This is a genomic window from Pseudomonas sp. PA-1-3F (assembly GCF_021609665.1).
Classification (GTDB): domain Bacteria; phylum Pseudomonadota; class Gammaproteobacteria; order Pseudomonadales; family Pseudomonadaceae; genus Aquipseudomonas; species Aquipseudomonas paracarnis.
On the sequence record NZ_WJZD01000021.1, the window covers coordinates 96283 to 115754 of the forward strand.

The window sequence follows — 19472 nt, forward strand, 5'->3', positions numbered from 1 at the left end:
AATATATTGGATCCATTAATCAAGTGAGCCGTTCGCTTAGAGCGGCTTTACTTGTATTTAATATTTAAATAGTGGTGTGCGCCGATTCGGCCACATAAACGCAACGGCCCCCAATAAACACTGCGTGGGACTTCTGCAACTTGAACCTGCGTCACAATTGTGCGATGGAAATAGATGTAGACGAAAGATTTCAAGTTGTGTCAGTTTTCTTACGCCTTCAAAAGAGGTGAGTGATAGGACTATCCTCGCCCGCGAGGTTCCTATCGAACAAAGACTGATGCACTTGCAAACAAGGAAGTACGTTTATGTCAAAAGTAAAAGACAAGGCTATTGTATCTGCCGCGCAAGCCAGCACTGCTTACTCGCAAATCGATAGCTTCAGCCATTTGTATGACCGTGGCGGTAATCTCACGGTCAATGGCAAACCGTCCTACACCGTGGACCAGGCAGCGACCCAGCTGCTGCGGGATGGTGCTGCGTACCGGGACTTTGATGGCAACGGCAAGATCGATCTGACCTACACCTTCCTCACCTCGGCTACCCAGAGCACCATGAACAAACATGGCATCTCGGGGTTCAGCCAATTCAACACCCAGCAGAAAGCACAGGCCGCACTGGCCATGCAATCCTGGGCGGATGTCGCCAACGTGACCTTTACCGAAAAGGCTTCCGGCGGTGACGGCCACATGACCTTCGGCAACTACAGCAGCGGCCAGGACGGCGCGGCGGCCTTCGCTTACCTGCCCGGTACCGGTGCAGGCTACGACGGCACTTCGTGGTACCTGACCAACAACAGCTACACGCCGAACAAGACCCCGGACCTGAACAACTATGGCCGGCAGACCCTGACCCACGAAATCGGCCACACCCTGGGCCTGGCTCACCCTGGCGACTACAACGCCGGGAACGGCAACCCGACCTATAACGACGCAACCTATGGACAGGACACGCGTGGCTATAGCCTCATGAGTTACTGGAGCGAGAGCAACACCAACCAGAACTTCAGCAAGGGCGGCGTCGAGGCTTACGCTTCCGGCCCGCTGATCGACGACATTGCGGCGATCCAGAAGCTCTACGGTGCCAACTTCAACACCCGCGCCACGGACACCACTTACGGGTTCAACTCCAACACCGGGCGTGATTTCCTCAGCGCCACTTCCAATGCCGACAAGCTGGTGTTTTCGGTATGGGACGGTGGCGGCAACGACACCCTGGACTTCTCCGGTTTCACCCAGAACCAGAAGATCAACCTCACTGCCACCTCGTTCTCTGATGTGGGCGGCCTGGTGGGCAACGTGTCCATCGCCAAGGGCGTCACCATCGAGAACGCGTTCGGCGGTTCGGGTAACGACCTGATCATTGGTAACCAGGTTGCCAACACCATCAAGGGCGGGGCCGGCAACGACCTCATCTACGGCGGCGGCGGTGCAGACCAGCTGTGGGGCGGCGCTGGCAGCGACACTTTCGTGTACGGTGCCAGTTCCGACTCCAAGCCAGGGGCTGCGGACAAGATCTTCGACTTCACCTCCGGTTCGGACAAGATCGACCTGTCCGGTATCACCAAGGGTGCGGGCGTGACCTTCGTCAACGCATTTACCGGGCATGCCGGCGATGCTGTACTGACCTATGCCTCAGGTACCAACCTGGGCACCTTGGCGGTGGACTTCTCCGGGCACGGCGTGGCGGATTTCCTCGTCACCACCGTTGGCCAGGCGGCTGCCAGTGACATCGTAGCCTGATGTAAAGCGCGCGGCGCTTCGGCGCCGCGCTCCAGGCTGGAGTTGGATATGCCACGTTTTTCCCATTTGATCGCCTGTGTTGTGCAGGTGTTGTTCGTGTCGGCAGGAGCCCACGCAATGGCTAGCAGTCTTGTATTACCCACTTCCGCGCAGCTTGCCGGGCAGTGGGAACTGAAGCAGCAGGATCAGGTGTGCGCGCTCAAGTTAGTGGAGCAAGCCAACGTCTTGGAAGGCGATATCGCCTGTGCCGAGCAATGGCTGGGCGACAAGCCGCTGACGTGGTCGCCCACGCCGGATGGTATTTGGCTGTTTAACGCTGAAGGCTCGGGGATCACCCATTTGAATCGCCAGAAAGAGGGCGACTATCAAGCCCGCACTAAAGCTGGCGAAGTTGTAACGCTGCAACGTAAACCTTAATTAAAAGTTATAAGCATATAACTCGATTTGTTAGGCGGCCGTACCCTATTTGGTAGGGGTGACCCTTTTGCGTAATTCGCTGCAAGGAAAAACAATTAATATGGCGAAGTCCCATGGGGTGGCGCCCTTATTCAGGGCGCTGGGTGAGTACAAGAGTATTTTGATCAGCGTTGGCTGTTTCACGGCATTGATTAACCTATTAATGCTGGTGCCCTCGATTTACATGCTGCAAGTGTATGACCGTGTGTTGTCCTCCCAGAATGAAACCACGCTGGTGATGTTGACGCTGATGGTCGTGGGCTTCTTTGCGTTTATCGGCCTGCTGGAAGTGGTGCGCAGCTTCATCGTGATCCGCATTGGCAGCCAGTTGGAGCGACGTTTCAACTTGCGCGTGTACAAGGCCGCCTTCGAGCGCAACTTGCAGCGTGGCCAGGGGCATGCCGGGCAATCCTTGGGCGACCTGACTGCTTTGCGCCAATTCATCACGGGGCCTGCGCTGTTCGCATTCTTTGATGCGCCATGGTTCCCGATCTACCTGTTCGTGATTTTCCTGTTCAACGTGTGGCTCGGCGTGCTGGCCACGGCCGGCGCGGTACTGTTGATTGGCCTGGCGTGCCTTAACGAATACCTGACCAAAAAGCCATTGGGCGAGGCCAGCGGTTTTTCGCAGCAGTCGACCCAACTGGCCACCAGCCATTTGCACAACGCCGAAACCATCCAGGCCATGGGCATGCTTGGTGCGCTGCGCCAACGCTGGTTTGGCGTGCATTCGCAGTTCCTGGGTTTGCAGAACAAGGCTAGCGACACCGGTTCGATCATCACCTCGTTGAGCAAATCCCTGCGCCTGTGCCTGCAATCCTTGGTGCTGGGCCTGGGCGCCTACCTGGTGATCAAGGGCGACATGACCGCCGGCATGATGATCGCAGGCTCCATCTTGATGGGCCGCGTACTCAGCCCCATCGACCAATTGATTGCAGTGTGGAAGCAATGGAGCTCGGCCAAGCTGGCCTACCAGCGCCTCGACGAACTGCTGCGCGAATTCCCGCCAGAGGTCGAGCACATGGCTTTGCCTGCGCCCCACGGCCAGGTCAGTTTCGAGCAGGTCAGCGCCGGCCCGCCGGGGCGACGCATGGCGACCCTGCATCAGGTCAGCTTCAACCTGGCTGCCGGCGAAGTGCTGGGCGTGCTGGGCGCGTCGGGCTCCGGCAAGTCCACCCTGGCTCGCGTGCTGGTGGGCGTATGGCCGACCCTGGCCGGCACCGTGCGCTTGGACGGCGCGGATATTCACCGCTGGAACCGCGACGACCTCGGCCCGCATATCGGCTATTTGCCCCAGGACATCGAGCTGTTCAGCGGCAGCATCGCCGACAACATCGCGCGCTTTCGCGAGGCCGACCCGGAGCTGGTGGTCAAGGCCGCACAACAGGCCGGTGTGCATGAATTGATCCTGCGCCTGCCTCAGGGTTACGACACCGTGCTGGGCGACAACGGCGGTGGCTTGTCCGGCGGCCAGAAACAGCGGGTCGCCCTGGCTCGCGCCCTGTACGGCGGGCCGCGGCTGATCGTGCTGGACGAACCCAACTCCAACCTCGACACCGTCGGCGAAGCCGCATTGGCCAGCGCCATCATGCAGATGAAAGCCCAGGGCAGCAGCGTGGTGCTGGTCACCCATCGTTCCTCGGCATTGGCCCAGGCCGATAAGTTGCTAGTGCTCGGCGAAGGCCAACTGCAAGCGTTCGGGCCCAGCCAAGAGGTGCTGCGGGCGTTGTCCGGGCAGCAGGAAGCGCCGAAAGAAAAAACCGGTGTCAGTTTCAGTCGTCAGTACCAGGCCGGAAGGAATCCAGGCGCATGAGCAGCCTTACCGTTGAACCTCAAATCAAAGAACGCGATGCCGGCTTTTTCGTAAAAATGGGCTGGGTGATGACCATTGTCGGTGCCGGTGGGTTTTTCCTCTGGGCCAGCCTTGCACCGTTGGACCAGGGCATCCCGGTACAAGGCACCGTGGTGGTGTCGGGCAAGCGCAAGGCGGTACAAACCTTCAGCCCCGGTGTGGTCAGCCGCATCCTGGTAAAAGAGGGCGAACTGGTCAAGCAAGGCCAGCCGCTGTTCCGCCTTGACCAGACCCAGAACCAGGCCGATGTGCAATCGCTGCAAGCCCAGTACCGCATGGCCTGGGCCAGCGTGGCGCGCTGGCAGAGCGAGCGTGACAACCTGCCCGGTGTTACCTTTCCTGCTGAGCTGAGCGCCAATCCCGATTCGGCCCTGATGCTGGTGCTGGAAGGTCAGCGCCAGTTGTTCAGCAGCCGTCGCGACGCGTTTGCCCGTGAACAAGCCGGGATCCGCGCCAGCATCGAGGGGGCTACCTCGCAGTTGAGCGGTATGCGCCGTGCCCGCAGTGACTTGACCGCCCAGGCCCAATCCCTGCGCGCGCAACTGAGCAATCTGCAACCTTTGGCCGACAACGGCTATATCCCGCGCAACCGCCTGATGGACTACCAGCGCCAGTTGTCCCAGGTGCAGCAGGACCTGGCGCAAAACGCCGGGGAAAGCGGCCGGATAGAGCAGGGCATTGTCGAGTCGCGGCTCAAATTGCAGCAGCACGGCGAGGAGTATCAGAAGGAAGTGCGCAGCCAACTGGCCGACGCGCAACTGCGCGCCCTGACCCTTGAGCAACAACTGACCTCCGCCGGCTTCAATCTGCAACACAGCGAAATCAACGCGCCGGCCGATGGCATTGCGGTCAACCTCAGCGTGCATACCGAAGGCGCCGTGGTGCGTGCCGGTGAAACCTTGTTGGAGATCGTGCCCCAGGGCACACGCCTGGAAGTGGAAGGGCACCTGCCGGTGCATTTGGTGGACAAGGTCGGCACGCACTTGCCGGTCGACATCCTCTTCACCGCCTTCAACCAGAGCCGCACGCCACGGGTGCCGGGCGAAGTCAGCCTGATCTCCGCCGACCAGATGCTCGATGAAAAAACCGGGGCGCCGTATTACGTGCTGCGCACCAGCGTCAGCGAAGCGGCCATGGAAAAACTCAACGGCCTGGTGATCAAGCCCGGCATGCCCGCCGAGATGTTCGTGCGTACTGGCGAGCGTTCCTTGCTCAATTACCTGTTCAAGCCGCTGCTGGACCGTGCCGGCTCCGCGTTGACCGAGGAATGAGCATGAAGCCAGTGTTCATTTCGCTGTTGCTGGTGTGTGGCAGTGCCCAGGCCGCGATGGGACCCTTCGATGTATACGAGCAGGCGCTGCGCAACGACCCGGTGTTCCTGGGCGCCATCAAGGAGCGCGACGCCGGCCTGGAAAACCGCACCATTGGCCGCGCCGGGCTGCTGCCGAGGCTGTCTTACAACTACAACAAGGGCCGCAACAACTCCGAGGCGCACCTGCCTGACGGTCGCGGTGGCAGCTATCGCGACGACCGCAACTACAACAGCTATGGCTCGACCTTCAGCCTGCAACAGCCGCTGTTCGACTACGAAGCCTATGCCAACTACCGCAAGGGCGTAGCCCAGGCGCTGTTCGCCGATGAAAGCTTTCGGGACAAGAGCCAGGCGTTGCTGGTGCGGGTGTTGAGCTATTACACCCAGGCGCTGTTCGCCCAGGACCAGATCGACATCGCCAGGGCCAAGAAGAAGGCGTTCGAACAACAGTTCCAGCAGAACCGGCATCTGTTCCAGCAAGGCGAGGGCACCCGCACCGATATCCTGGAAGCCGAGTCGCGCTATGAGCTGGCCACCGCCGAAGAGATCCAGGCCCTGGATGAGCAGGACGCCTCGCTCCGGGAACTGGGCGCGTTGATCGGCGTGCAAAGCGTCAACATCAGCGATCTGGCACCCCTGAACCAGAGCTTCGCCGCGTTCACCCTGACCCCGGCCAACTACGACACCTGGCATGAGTTGGCACTCACCAACAACCCGGTGCTGGCGTCGCAACGCCAGTCCCTGGAAGTGGCGCGCTATGAAGTGGAACGCAACCGCGCCGGGCATTTGCCGCGAATCACCGCGTATGCCACCTCGCGCAAACAGGAGTCCGACAGCGGCAACACTTATAACCAGCGCTACGACACCAACACCATCGGCGTCGAAGTAAGCATGCCGCTGTATGCCGGTGGCGGTATCTCGGCTTCCACCCGCCAGGCCAGCCGTGCGATGGAGCAGGCCGAGTACGAGCTGGAGGGCAAGACCCGCGAAACCCTGATCGAACTGCGTCGCCAGTTCAGCGCGTGCTTGTCAGGCGTGAGCAAGTTGCGCGCCTATCAGAAAGCGCTGGCATCCGCGGAGGCGCTGGTGGTGTCGACCAAGCAAAGCATTCTCGGCGGCGAGCGCGTCAACCTCGACGCACTGAACGCCGAACAGCAGCTGTACAGCACCCGCCGCGACCTGGCCCAGGCGCGTTATGACTACTTGATGGCCTGGACCAAATTGCACTACTACGCGGGCAACTTGCGCGATACCGACTTGGCCAAAGTGGACGAAGCCTTCGGCCCGGATGGAAAACTGTAGGAGCGCGTGTTTTGTGGCGAGGGAGCTTGCTCCCGCTCGACAGCGAAGCTGGAGCCGGCTTTTTTAGGGAGCGCTTCGCACTCCAGCGGGAGCAAGCGCCCTCGCCACAGGGCAGGGAATAACAATAATAGGGAGTGTGCACATGATCACCGATTCACCGCGTTTCAAACCCTTCACCGCAGGTTCCTTGCTCTTGCTGTCCGTTGCGGCACAGGCGCAATACACCGAGACCGGCCAGCCGGGTAACCCCGCCAGTTGGCGCTCTGCCGAGTACCAGAGCGACTGGGGCCTGGGCCGCATGAAAGCCGATGAAGCCTACGCCGCCGGGATCAGCGGCCAAGGCGTGAAAATCGGCGCGCTGGACTCAGGGTTCGATGCCAATCACCCCGAAGCCTCCAAAGACCGTTTCCACCCGGTCACCGCCACTGGCACCTATGTCGATGGCAGCGCCTTCAGCACCACGGGCGCGCTCAACCCGAACAATGATTCCCACGGCACCCACGTCACCGGCACCATGGGCGCCGCCCGCGACGGCGTGGGCATGCATGGCGTGGCCTACAACGCGCAAGTCTATGTAGGCAACACCAACGCCAACGACAGCTTCCTGTTCGGCCCCACCCCTGATCCCAAATACTTCAAGACCGTGTACACCGCTTTGGTGGACTCCGGCGTGCGCGCCATCAACAACAGCTGGGGCAGCCAGCCCAAGGACGTCAGCTACCAGACCCTGGACAACATGCACGCGGCGTACGCCCAGCATTACAACCGTGGCACCTGGCTGGACGCGGCAGCGGACGTGGCCAAGGCCGGCGTGATCAACGTGTTCAGCGCCGGCAACAGCGGCTATGCCAACGCCAGCGTGCGCTCGGCCTTGCCGTATTTCCAGCCGGAACTGGAAGGCCACTGGCTTGCCGTGTCTGGGCTGGATAAGGCCAATAATCAGAAATACAACAAGTGCGGCATTGCCAAGTACTGGTGTATTTCTACCCCCGGCGCGCTGATCAACAGCACCATTCCTGACGGTGGTTACGGGGTCAAGTCCGGCACCTCGATGGCAGCGCCCCATGCCACCGGCGCGTTGGCGCTGGTGATGGAACGTTATCCCTACATGACCAACGAGCAAGCCTTGCAGGTGCTGCTGACCACCGCCACGCAGCTCGACGGCTCGATCACCCAGGCGCCCAATGCGATTGTCGGTTGGGGTGTGCCTGACCTGGGCCGGGCGATGCATGGCCCGGGGCAATTGCTCGGGCCTATGGAGGTGAACCTGGCCGCCGGGCAGGGCGATGTGTGGAGCAATGGCATCTCCGACCAGGCGCTGCTTCAGCGCCAGGCCGAGGACCGCGCCGAACACACTGCCTGGCAGCAAACCCTGATCGACAAGGGCTGGCAAAACGGCGTGGGCGTCACTGCCAGCCAGCAGGACCAGACCGATTACGCCATTGGCAGCGCCCGCGAGCAGGCCGCTGCCAACCGCGTGTACGAGGGCAGCCTGATCAAGGCCGGTGCCGGCAGCCTGGTGCTCAGCGGCGACAGCACCTATCGCGGTGCGACCCTCGTCAACGGTGGTCTGTTGACCGTCAATGGCTCGCTGACCTCGGCAGTGACGGTGAATGACAGCGGCACCCTCGGCGGTTCCGGGCGTATTGCCGCGTTGTCGGTAAACAACGGCGGCCGTGTGGCCCCGGGCAATTCCGTGGGCACCTTGCAGGTAGCGGGAGATGTGAACCTCGGCGCGGGCTCGACCTATGCAGTTGAACTGACGCCTACCAGCAGCGACCGTATTGTCGCGGGCGGCAATGCGGTCTTGGGCGGCGGCACCGTCACCTTGGCGCTGGAAAACAGCCCCACGTTGCTCAGCCAGAGCCAGGCGCAAAGCCTGATCGGCCGCCAATACTCGATTCTCGAGGCAGAGGGCGGTATCCAGGGCCAGTTCGGGCAAGTGCTGCCCAACTACCTGTTCCTCGGTGGCACCCTCGACTACGCCGCCAATGCCGTGCAACTGAATGTCGGTCGCAATGGCGCCAGCTTCGCCAGCGTCGGCGCCACCCGCAACCAGCGCAACGTTGCGGCGGCGGCCGAGCAATTGGGCGCTGGCAACCCAGTGTATGAAAGCCTGCTGCAGTCGCAGTCAGCCGCCACCGCCCAGCAGGGTTTGCAGCAACTGTCCGGGGAAATCTACCCCGCCGTGGGTGCGATGCTGATCAACGACAGCCTGCAACTGCGTAATGCCGTGGGCGAGCGCCTGCGCCATGTGCCAGTGACAGGTGAAAGCAACCTGTGGCTCAAGGCGCTGGGCGCCTGGGGCAAGACCGACAGCCGCACTGAAACGGCGGGTTCCACCACCTCCATCGGTGGCCTGTTGGCCGGCGTGGATGGCGCGCTGGATGAGCAGACCCGCGTGGGTGTGGTCGCCGGCTACAGCGACAGCTCGCTGAATATGGGCAGCGGTACCCATTCATCGGCGTCCATCGACAGCTACCACTTTGGCGCGTACGCCGGGCGCGAGCTGGGTGACTGGCGCCTGAGCGTCGGCGGTGCCTACAGCTGGCATCGCGGCGACGTGAAGCGTGACCTGCAATGGGGTGATGTCAGCGGCAAGCAAAAAACCAAGCTGGACGCGACCACGGCGCAAGTCTTCACCGAAGCCGCGTACCGCATCCGCCTGCAAGCGGTGGCCCTGGAGCCGTTTGCCAACCTGGCCTATGTGCATCTGAACAGCGAGTCCTTCCACGAAAAAGGCGACGCCGCTGCCCTGGAACGCGGCAGCGACCGGCGTGATGCAGTGCTTAGCACCCTTGGCGTGCGTGCCCTGAAAACCCTGGCCCTCAATGACCACCAGCAACTGGACCTATCCGGTTCGTTGGGCTGGCAACACAGCCTGACGGCGGTGGAGTCCGAAGAGCACCTGGCGTTTGTCGCAGGCGGGCCTTCATTCGCGGTGCGCAGTGCACCGTTGCTGCGCGATGCCGCCCTGGTGGGCGTGCAGGCCAGCCTGGCGCTGAATGCATCGACACGGGTCAACCTGGACTACAACGGCCAACTGGGTGGGCGCGCGAAAACCCAGGGCGTGGGCTTGAGCCTGAACTGGCAGTTCTGAAGACACCGCGAACCTGATCGTTCCCACGCTCCGCTGATCGTTCCCACGCTCCGCGTGGTAACGCCTCTTGTAACGCTCCGCGTCACGCTTTGGGACGCAGAGCGTCCGGGGCCGCATTCCCACGCGGAGCGTGGGAACGATCAGCGGCGGTGTTCTGGAGAAAGTGATTTACACACGTGCAATAAGAAAACTAAGGAAGGTCACCGTGAAAAAACGCAAGTCAGGGTTAACTACCGCCATCCACACAGGCCCGGGCTATCCGCTCAAGGCGCTGAGCTGCGTGCCATACGGCGCGTTGCTGTGTTGCCTGGCAAGCCTGGGGACCGCCCAGGCTGCACCCTATGTGGAAACCGGCAAACTGGGCGACGCCGCCAGCTGGCGCAGCAATGAGTTCAAGGCTGACTGGGGCCTGGGCGCCGTGCACGCCGACACCGCCTATGCGGCCGGCTATACCGGCAAGGGCGTCAAGCTGGGGATCTTCGACCAGCCGGTGTATGCGCCACATCCGGAATTCGCCAGCCCCAACAAAGTGGTGACCATTGTCACCGAGGGCATCCGCCAATACACCGACCCGTATATCCCGGTGAAGGCCGGAGATGCATTCCGTTACGACGGCACTCCGTCCCTGGGCTCCAATGGCAAGCTGGGCAACCACGGCACGCATGTCGGCGGGATTGCTGCGGGTAACCGCGATGGCGGGCCGATGCATGGCGTGGCGTTCAATGCGCAAATCATCAGTGCCGAAAACGGTGACCCGGGCCCGGAAGACGGAATTATCCTGGGCAACGATGGCGCGGTGTACAAAGCCGGTTGGGATGCGCTGGTTGCCAGCGGCGCTCTCATCATCAACAACAGCTGGGGTATCGGCATCGGTGATCAGTACGCCAAGGGCGGGCGCGATCCGGCGTTTCCCAATTTCACCGTCAACGAAGCCCAGGCGCAATTCAATACCATTCGACCGATCCTGGGCACAATTGCAGGGGGGGCTTATCAAGGCGCCATCGATGCGGCCCGCAGCGGTGTGCTGACCATCTTCGCCGCGGGTAATGACTACAACCGTAACAACCCGGATGCCATTTCCGGTCTGGCGTACTTTGTGCCGGAGATTGCCCCCAACTGGCTGTCGGTGGCCGCTTTGCAGCAAAACCCGGACACCGCAAGTGCCAACCCCTATGTGATCAGCACCTTCTCGTCGCGCTGTGGCTATGCGGCGAGCTTTTGCGTATCGGCGCCCGGCACCAAGATCTACAGCTCGATCATCAACGGCACCAACCTGGACAACCTCACCAACGACTACGCCAACTTCAACGGCACATCCATGGCCGCGCCTCACGTAGCCGGCAGCGCAGCGGTGCTGATGGAACGCTTCCAGTACATGAGCGGCGACCAGATATCCACCGTGCTCAAGACCACCGCCACCGACCTCGGCGCGCCGGGCATCGACTCCCTCTATGGCTGGGGCATGATCAACCTGGGCAAGGCGGTCAACGGCCCAGGGATGTTTATCACCGCCGAGGATATCCCGGCCGAGTTCCGTATCGACGGCGCCTACGGCAGCGGCCAGTTCGTGGCGGACCTGCCGGGCGTCGGCGCGGTGGTGGATGCCGGCAAACCCACCCAGCGTGTGTGCGATGACCTGCACTGCGGGCGCGATGTGTGGAGCAACGACATCTCGGGCCATGGCGGCCTGACCAAGCAGGGCATCGGTACCTTGGTGCTCACCGGCGCCAACACCTACAGCGGGCCGACGCTGGTCAACCAGGGCTTGCTGGCGATCAACGGTTCGGTCACCTCCGACGTCACCGTGAGCCAGAGCGGCGTGGTCGGTGGTTCGGGGCGTATCGGTTCGCTGAGCGCGAAAAGCGGCGGTACCGTGGCACCGGGCAATTCCATTGGCACCTTGAACGTGGCGGGCAACGTCAACTTTGAACCGGGCTCGACCTATGCGGTAGAACTGTCGCCCACCAGCAGCGATCGTATCGTCGCGGGCGGCACGGCCACCCTCAACGGCGGCACCGTGACCCTGGCCCTGGAAAACAGCCCGACCTTGTTGAGCGCGCCCCAGGCCCAAAGTCTGATCGGCCGCCAATACAACATCCTGCAAGCGGCAGGTGGCGTCACCGGCAGCTTCGCGGCAGTGGTTCCCAACTACCTGTTTGTCGGCGGTACCTTGAACTATGCCGCCAACGGCGTGCAGCTGGATGTGGCACGCACCAACAGCTTCGCCAGTGTGGCCGCCACGCCGAACCAGCGCGCCGTGGCCGCAGCCGTCGAGCAATTGGGCGCGGGCAACGGTGTGTATGAAAGCCTGCTGCTGGCACCCACGGCCGCTTCGGCCCAGGGCGCGTTTCAGCAACTGAGTGGGGAAGTCTACCCGGCGCTGGAAACCGCACTGGTCAATGACAGCCGCTACGTACGCGAAGCGGTGGGCGAGCGTCTGCGCAATGGCGAGATGGGCGCTACCAGCCAAGCCATCGACAGCCGTGGCAACGTGTGGGTCAAGGCATTGGGCGCATGGGGCAAGACCGACAGCCGCAACGACACGGCGGGCTACACCACCTCTATCGGCGGCATGCTCGCCGGTGTGGACGGCGCCGTCGATGAGACCACGCGCATTGGCCTGGTGGCCGGTTACAGCGACACGTCGTTGAACATGGGCAGCGGCACCCACAGCCGCGCCTCGGTCGACAGCTACCATTTCGGCGCCTATGCCGGGCATGAAATCGGCGCCTGGCGCCTGAGTGGCGGCGCGACCTACAGCTGGCACCGCGCCGATGTCAAACGCGACCTGCAATACGGCGATGTCAGCGGCAAGCAAAAAGCCAAGGTCGATGCCCACAGTACCCAGGTGTTCACGGAAGCGGCGTACCGCATCAACCTGCAACCACTGGCCCTGGAGCCGTTCGCCAACCTGGCCTACGTGCACCTGGCAACTGACAGCTTCAAAGAGAAGGGCGACGCCGCCGCGCTGAGAAGTGGCGACGACAGCCGTGACCTGGTGCTGAGTACCCTGGGTATGCGGGCCTTGAAGACCTTCAATATCAACGACCATCAGCAACTGGAAGTCTCCGGCACCCTGGGCTGGCAGCACAACCTGAGCAGCACCGATTCGGAACAGCACCTGGCGTTTGCCTCGGGCGGCCCTTCGTTCACGGTGGAAAGTGCGCCAATGGTGCGCGATGCGGCGTTGGTCGGGGCACGGGTCAGCCTGGCATTGAGCAAGGATGCGCGGGTGAACTTCGATTACAACGGCCTGCTGGCCAGCAAGGAGAAGGTGCACGGTGTCGGCTTGAGCCTGGACTGGGCGTTCTAAAGGCCAGGTGCAGTTGGTTGTGGCGAGGGAGCAAGCTCCCTCGCCACACAAGCTCGCTCCTACAGGTGGTAACGGATAACAGGTGTTTTGGCTTTCTCTACAAATCCAACAACAGAGAGGCACTACCAATGGGTATCTTTGACTATAAAAACCTCGGTACCGAGGGCTCCAAGGCGTTGTTCGCCGATGCCATGGCGATCACGCTGTATTCCTACCACAACCTGGATAACGGCTTTGCCGTCGGCTACCAGAACAATGGCCTCGGGCTGGGGTTACCGGCCACCCTGGTCAGCGCGCTGATTGGCGGCAGCAATGCCCAAGGGGTCATCCCCGGGATTCCCTGGAACCCCGACTCGGAAAAAGCCGCCCTTGAGGCGGTGCAAGCAGCCGGCTGGACGCCCATCAGCGCCAGTACCCTGGGCTATAGCGGCAAGGTCGATGCACGCGGCACCTACTTTGGCGAAAAATTCGGCTACGGCACGGCGCAGGCCGAGGTGCTGGGCAAGTACGATGACGCTGGCAAGCTGCTGGAAATCGGCATCAGTTTCCGCGGCACTTCAGGGCCTCGGGAAAACGTGATCACCGACTCCATCGGCGATGTGATCAACGACCTGCTCGCCGCCTTCGGGCCCAAGGATTATGCCAAGAACTACGCGGGGGAGGCTTTTGGCGGGTTGCTCAAGAACGTGGCGGACTACGCCAGCGCCCAGGGCCTGGGCGGCAATGACGTAGTGGTCAGCGGGCACAGCCTCGGTGGCATGGCGGTCAACAGCATGGCCGACTTGAGCGACAGTACCTGGTCGGGTTTTTATAAAGATGCCAATTACGTGGCCTACGCATCGCCGACCCAGAGCGCCGGCGACAAGGTGCTTAACGTCGGTTATGAAAACGATCCAGTATTCCGAGCCCTGGATGGCTCGTCATTCAACCTGTCGTCCCTGGGCGTGCACGACAAGGCCCACGAATCGAGCACCGACAACATTGTCAGTTTCAACGATCACTACGCCTCATCCCTGTGGAACGTCCTGCCGTTTTCCATCCTCAACCTGCCCACTTGGGTTTCGCACTTGCCCACCGGTTACGGTGACGGCATGACCCGTATCCTCGACTCGGGGTTCTACGAACAGATGACCCGCGACTCCACGGTGATCGTCGCCAACCTGTCCGACCCGGCACGGGCCACCACCTGGGTGCAAGACCTCAACCGCAATGCCGAGGCGCACAAGGGCAATACCTTCATCATCGGCAGCGACGGCGACGACTTGATCAAAGGCGGCAGGGGCGCGGACTTTATCGAAGGTGGCAAGGGCAATGACACCATCCGCGACAGCAGTGGGCACAACACGTTTTTGTTCAGCGGGCAGTTTGGCAATGACCGGGTGATCGGCTACCAGGCGACGGACAAGCTGGTGTTCAACGACGTGGCGGGCAGCAATGATTACCGCGATCACATCAAGGTGGTGGGCGGGGATACAGTCATTGGCTTTGGGACGGATTCGGTGACGCTGGTGGGTGTGAGCAGTCTGTCGGGGGAGGGGATAGTCATCAGCTAACGCATTCGGTGTGGTAGCTGGCTTGCCTGCGATGGCGGCGGTCGAGACAGCCATGCGGTGACTGAAAAATCGCTATCGCAGGCAAGCCAGCTCCCACATTTGATGGGTTTTGCTAGATGATCATTTTTCCTTACGCACCGTGGCCACATCATCGGCCTTGATACGAATACGCTTGCCGGCAATATCGGTGAACTCGTAGAAGCCGTCGGCGGTCTTGGCGTTGGGCGTGTCCTTGGTCAAATACTGCGTGCCGTTCTGCAAGGTCACCACGGTTTGCGTGGAGCAACCGGCCAATACCAGAAAAGTGAGTGCAACCAGTGGCAGACCCAAATTCTTCATGTTCATAACCCTTACCTTTAACCCTGAAAAGTCCCGCAGCGTCTGCTTGCGGGGCCATAAATATTACGCGATCAACCCACTCATCAGATTGTTTTTTTGCAAAAAGTTGCAGGCGCCATTTATCTATTACTGATTGCAACAACGGCTTTGCCCCGGCACTCTGTATGCATAACCAGTATTTGATTGCATTGCACCATGGCCAACCCCCTCGAAGACCCCCTGTATTACCTGCATAACTTCCGCCAAGTGCTGGTTTGGTTGGGGCAACGCTACGCCGATTTGCTCAATGCGCACGAACAGCAATTCATTCAGCAATTTGACAGGTTACCCCAGGCCTCCCAGGCGTTGTTGGTGCGCATGGTGATGCGCAAGGGCGTGCATTTTCGCGCCACTAAACTCCATTACCTGGAAATCGGTTGCCCCCATGCGGCGGCGGGGCCATTGCGTGAGCTGGGATGGGTGGAGGATCAAAGCCCGCTGCCGTTTGCCACCCTCTTCGCGCTGCTGCAAAAGAGTGAATTGCTCGGTGCCTTCAAGCCCTGGATCGACCAACCCAAGGGTAACAAAGCCGACTGGCTTGAACCCTTGGCCGCGCAATTTACCGAGCCGCGCAGCTTTGCCCAGTGGTGCCCCGACGTGGACGACGCGCTCTACAGCCTGACGGTAATGGAGTTGTGTGATCGCCTGCGCCTGATGTTCTTCGGCAATCTGCACCAGGACTGGTCGGAATTCGTGCTGGCAGACCTGGGCATCTACACCTATGAAAAAGTCGAGTTCTGCGCCGAGTCGCGTGGGTTACGCAGCCGGGACGACGTGCATGGGTTCCTGTTCCTGAACCAGTGCCAGCAAGCCTTTGAAGCCGGTGAAGCGCTGGATACGGTGTTGGCGCAGGTCGCCACGTTGTGTACCGACAACCCCTGGCTGGAAAAGCGCCGCGCCAAGCTGTTGTTCCAGATCGGCCAGTATTGCGAACGCTGCGCCGAGCTGGCGCTGGCCGAACAGATTTACCGCGGCTGCACGCACCCCGGTGCCCGGGCGCGGCTGATTCGCGTACTGGAGCGCCAGGAGGATTTCGCCCAAGCCATGGCCCTGGCGACCGAGGCACAACAGGCCCCACACAGCGCCGCTGAACACCAACAACTGCTAAGGGTAGTGCCGCGCCTGCGGCGCAAACTTGGCGGGCCGGCGCTGCCCAGGGCCAAACCCCAAGCGGTGGCGCGCCTGGACCTGGCACTGATGCAGGAGCCGCTGCTGTCGGTGGAATCCAGTGTGCTGGCGCACCTGAGCGAACCGGATGCGCCCGTGCATTACGTCGAGAATGGCCTGATCAATTCGCTGTTCGGCTTGCTGTGCTGGGAGGCGATTTTCGCCCCGCTGCCGGGGGCGTTCTTCCACCCGTTCCAGCGTGGGCCGGCGGATTTGCACAGCGAGGACTTTTATCAACGTCGAGAAGCTTTGTTTGCCGCGTGCTTTGCACAACTGAAGGATGGTCGCTACAAGGCTAGCATCCGCCAACGCTATGTAGAGAAATGGGGCATTCAGTCGCCTTTTGTGTTCTGGAACCTGCTCAACGAAGAACTGCTCGAGCAAGCCCTGGCCTGCCTGCCCGCCGAACACTTGCGCCATTGGTTTGCGCGCCTGTTGCAGGATATCCGTGCCAACCGGGCCGGGATGCCGGACCTTATCCAGTTCTGGCCCGCGCAAAATACCTATCGCATGATCGAGGTCAAAGGCCCCGGCGACCGTCTGCAAGACAACCAGTTGCGTTGGCTGCAATTCTGCGGCGAGCACCAGATGCCAGTCACCGTCTGCTACGTGCGCTGGGCGGAGCAACCCGCTTGAGTTACAGCGTGGCCGTGCGGGCGCTGTGTGAGTTCACGGCCAAGGTCGGTGACCTCGACCTGCGCTTTACGCCGTCGCCCAGCGCCCAGGAAGGCATCGTCGGCCATCGCACGGTAGCGTCACGGCGCAATGCGCACTACCAGAATGAAGTGGCGCTTGAAGGCGAGTACCAGCAACTCAAAGTACGGGGCAGGGCGGACGGCTATGACCCGGACAGCAACCGCCTCGAAGAGGTGAAGACCTACCGCGGCGACCTCGCTGCCCAGCCCGCCAACCATCGGCAACTGCACTGGGCCCAGGTCAAAGTGTATGGCTGGCTGATGTGCCAGAAGCTCGGGCTCAGTGAGATCGACCTGGCGCTGGTGTACTTCGATATCGTCGGCGAAGGCGAAACCTTGCTCAACCAGCGATTCGATGCGCCAGACCTTGAGCAGTTCTTCAAGCAACAATGCGCGCTGTTCCTGGACTGGGCCCGGCAGGAGATGCAGCACCGCGCGGCACGCAACGCTGGCGCGCATAGCCTGGCATTCCCCCATGCCGACTTCCGTACCGGGCAGCGCACCTTGGCCGAGTTGGTCTACAAAGCGGTGAGTACCGGCCGGTGCCTGATGGCCCAGGCGCCCACCGGCATTGGCAAGACCATCGGCACTATCTTCCCGCAGCTCAAGGCCTTGGCGCCGCAGCAACTGGACAAGGTGTTCTTCCTCACCGCCAAGACGCCCGGGCGCAAGCTGGCCCTGGATGCTGCGCAGGTGTTGTACGACAGCAGTCCCGATCTGCCACTGCGTGTGCTTGAACTGGTGGCCCGGGACAAGGCGTGTGAACACTTGGACAAAGCCTGCCATGGCGACTCCTGCCCGTTGGCCAAGGACTTTTACGACCGCCTGCCTGCCGCCCGCCAGGCCGCGTCCCAGGTGCGCCTGCTCGATCAGCAAAGCCTGCGCAACGTGGCGCTGGCTCATCAGGTTTGCCCGTACTATTTGAGCCAGGAAATGGCGCGCTGGAGCGACCTGATCGTCGCCGACTACAACTATTACTTCGACTTTGGCGCGATGCTGTTCGGCCTCGCCCAGCTCAACCAATGGCAGGTCTCGGTGCTGGTGGATGAAGCCCACAACCTGGTCGAGCGAGCCCGCTCGATGTACAGCGCCAGCCTGGATCAATACAGCCTCATGACCGTGCGTGACAGTGCACCCGAAGCGCTGAAAAAACCCTTGCAGCGCCTCAACCGTGAGTGGAACGCGTTGCACAAGGATCAACTGGCGCCTTATCACGCCTACGCCGCCAAACCCGACAAACTGCTCCAGGCCCTGAGCCTGTGCACCAGCGCCATGGGCGATTACTTCAACGATCACCCCGATGCCCTCACCGGTGACCTGCAAGCCTTCTACTTCGACGCGCTGCAATGGGCCAAAGTGGCGGAGCTGTTTAACGAGCACTTTATTTTCGATATCACTAAGCGCTCGTTCACCGCCAAGCGCAGCAGCTCGACCCTGTGCCTGCGCAACGTGGTACCGGCCGAGTTCATCCGGCCCAGGCTGACCGCTGCGCGCAGCAGCGTGTTGTTTTCCGCGACCTTGAGCCCACGGCACTATTACGCCGATTTGCTGGGCCTGCCAGCGGACACCGCCTGGGTCGACGTTGAATCACCGTTCAAGGCCGAGCAGTTGCAGGTGAGCATCGTTGAGCGGATCTCCACGCGGTTCGTGCATCGCCAGGCATCGCTGGAACCCATCGTGGCATTGATCGCCCAGCAGTTCGCCGCGCAACCGGGTAACTATCTGGCGTTTTTCTCCAGCTTCGATTACCTGCAACAGGTCGCGCAGCTACTGGCTGAGCGACACCCACAGATTGCGCTGTGGCTGCAATCCCGAGGTATGGCCGAGGCCGAGCGCCAGGCCTTTCTCGACCAGTTCACCCCGCACAGCCAGGGCATCGGCTTTGCGGTACTGGGCGGAGCGTTCGGCGAAGGCATTGACTTGCCCGGCGCGCGCTTGATCGGCGCGTTTGTCGCCACCCTGGGCTTGCCCCAGCTCAACCCGGTGAACGAGCAGATGAAACTGCGCATGGGCGCGATTTTTGGCGCGGGGTACGACTACACGTATCTGTACCCGGGTATTCAAAAAGTCGTGCAGGCGGCGGGGAGGGTGATTCGCAGCCAACAGGATCGGGGGGTGGTGATGTTGATTGATGACCGGTTTGGGGAGCAGCGGGTGCGGCAGTTGTTGCCCAAATGGTGGGCATTTAAATGATGGTCCACACCCTGCGCAATGACTCATCCAAGCCTACGGCGCCCGCCCGAGTGAAACTGGTCGAAATCACGTAATTACGAAGTGTGCTGTTGGCGCTATCAAACGCCTGAAACCGGGCACTGGCTACTGTCAGAATTAACAGGTACCGATCCAGGGGCATCCTGCACTACCTGTTAATTCTGACAGTAGGCACGCCGCGATTTCAGGCGTTTGATAGTGGTAAGCCAACAGCGCACGACCGTGAGGACTCTCGCCATGCCCAAGGACAAAACACTTAACCCCCTCCTGCCGCCCATCGTTGTTCCGCTGATGGAACCGGCCATTGATGGTGATATCGAAGGGGCGCATGGCGGTATCGGCCTGCGGCATACCGAGGTGCCGTTGGTGGTCTACCTGATCAACCCCAAAGATG

Annotated in this window: 11 protein-coding genes; 10 read left to right on the forward strand and 1 reads right to left on the reverse strand. The window is 61.4% G+C overall.

Features of this window, described 5'->3' with window-relative positions; all coding sequences use genetic code 11:
* Positions 1-305 precede the first annotated feature (305 nt).
* From GIV26_RS16685 to GIV26_RS16720, 8 genes are all read left to right on the forward strand, one after another.
* Positions 306-1739, forward strand: a complete 1434-nt coding sequence (locus tag GIV26_RS16685; protein WP_054898106.1) for a serralysin family metalloprotease — start codon at positions 306-308, stop codon at positions 1737-1739.
* Between the two features lie 48 nt (positions 1740-1787).
* A complete protein-coding gene (locus GIV26_RS16690) occupies positions 1788-2156 on the forward strand; it encodes an AprI/Inh family metalloprotease inhibitor (RefSeq protein ID WP_054898107.1) in 369 nt (122 codons plus the stop codon).
* 100 nt (positions 2157-2256) lie between these two features.
* Complete coding sequence (locus GIV26_RS16695) at positions 2257-4008, forward strand: type I secretion system permease/ATPase (protein WP_034127694.1); 1752 nt, start codon at positions 2257-2259, stop codon at positions 4006-4008.
* Complete coding sequence (locus GIV26_RS16700; protein ID WP_236281563.1) at positions 4005-5318, forward strand: HlyD family type I secretion periplasmic adaptor subunit; 1314 nt, start codon at positions 4005-4007, stop codon at positions 5316-5318. Before GIV26_RS16695 ends, GIV26_RS16700 begins: the two co-directional genes overlap by 4 nt.
* Positions 5319-5320: 2 nt before the next feature.
* Complete coding sequence (locus tag GIV26_RS16705) at positions 5321-6661, forward strand: TolC family outer membrane protein (RefSeq protein ID WP_034127692.1); 1341 nt, start codon at positions 5321-5323, stop codon at positions 6659-6661.
* Between the two features lie 142 nt (positions 6662-6803).
* Positions 6804-9761, forward strand: a complete 2958-nt coding sequence (eprS, locus tag GIV26_RS16710; RefSeq protein WP_236281565.1) for an autotransporter serine peptidase EprS — start codon at positions 6804-6806, stop codon at positions 9759-9761.
* A 205-nt stretch (positions 9762-9966) separates the two neighbouring features.
* Positions 9967-13074, forward strand: a complete 3108-nt coding sequence (locus GIV26_RS16715) for an autotransporter serine protease (protein ID WP_236281567.1) — start codon at positions 9967-9969, stop codon at positions 13072-13074.
* A 128-nt stretch (positions 13075-13202) separates the two neighbouring features.
* Entirely contained in the window at positions 13203-14627 is a 1425-nt protein-coding gene (locus GIV26_RS16720) for a polyurethane esterase (RefSeq protein WP_236281569.1), read from the forward strand.
* 120 nt (positions 14628-14747) lie between these two features.
* Here the strand turns inward: GIV26_RS16720 and GIV26_RS16725 are convergent, their stop codons facing one another.
* A complete protein-coding gene (locus GIV26_RS16725; protein WP_003191162.1) occupies positions 14748-14972 on the reverse strand; it encodes a YgdI/YgdR family lipoprotein in 225 nt (74 codons plus the stop codon).
* A 189-nt stretch (positions 14973-15161) separates the two neighbouring features.
* Here GIV26_RS16725 and GIV26_RS16730 point away from each other — a divergent pair, with 189 nt between their 5' ends.
* Both GIV26_RS16730 and GIV26_RS16735 read left to right on the forward strand, forming a co-directional pair.
* Complete coding sequence (locus tag GIV26_RS16730) at positions 15162-16808, forward strand: VRR-NUC domain-containing protein (RefSeq protein ID WP_236281571.1); 1647 nt, start codon at positions 15162-15164, stop codon at positions 16806-16808.
* Positions 16805-19060 carry an ATP-dependent DNA helicase gene (locus tag GIV26_RS16735; RefSeq protein ID WP_236281573.1) on the forward strand — a complete coding sequence of 752 codons (2256 nt, stop codon included), beginning with the start codon at positions 16805-16807 and terminating at the stop codon, positions 19058-19060. The genes GIV26_RS16730 and GIV26_RS16735 overlap by 4 nt, the downstream gene beginning before the upstream one ends.
* Positions 19061-19472 lie beyond the last annotated feature (412 nt).

Coding starts and splice junctions, on each gene's coding strand:
- GIV26_RS16695 (WP_034127694.1), top strand. CDS start 2,257: ATGGCGAAGTCCCATGGGGTGGCGCCCTTATTCAGGGCGCTGGGTGAG.
- GIV26_RS16730 (WP_236281571.1), top strand. CDS start 15,162: ATGGCCAACCCCCTCGAAGACCCCCTGTATTACCTGCATAACTTCCGC.
- GIV26_RS16725 (WP_003191162.1), bottom strand. CDS start 14,972: ATGAACATGAAGAATTTGGGTCTGCCACTGGTTGCACTCACTTTTCTG.
- GIV26_RS16690 (WP_054898107.1), top strand. CDS start 1,788: ATGCCACGTTTTTCCCATTTGATCGCCTGTGTTGTGCAGGTGTTGTTC.
- GIV26_RS16685 (WP_054898106.1), top strand. CDS start 306: ATGTCAAAAGTAAAAGACAAGGCTATTGTATCTGCCGCGCAAGCCAGC.
- GIV26_RS16705 (WP_034127692.1), top strand. CDS start 5,321: ATGAAGCCAGTGTTCATTTCGCTGTTGCTGGTGTGTGGCAGTGCCCAG.
- GIV26_RS16700 (WP_236281563.1), top strand. CDS start 4,005: ATGAGCAGCCTTACCGTTGAACCTCAAATCAAAGAACGCGATGCCGGC.
- GIV26_RS16720 (WP_236281569.1), top strand. CDS start 13,203: ATGGGTATCTTTGACTATAAAAACCTCGGTACCGAGGGCTCCAAGGCG.
- eprS (WP_236281565.1), top strand. CDS start 6,804: ATGATCACCGATTCACCGCGTTTCAAACCCTTCACCGCAGGTTCCTTG.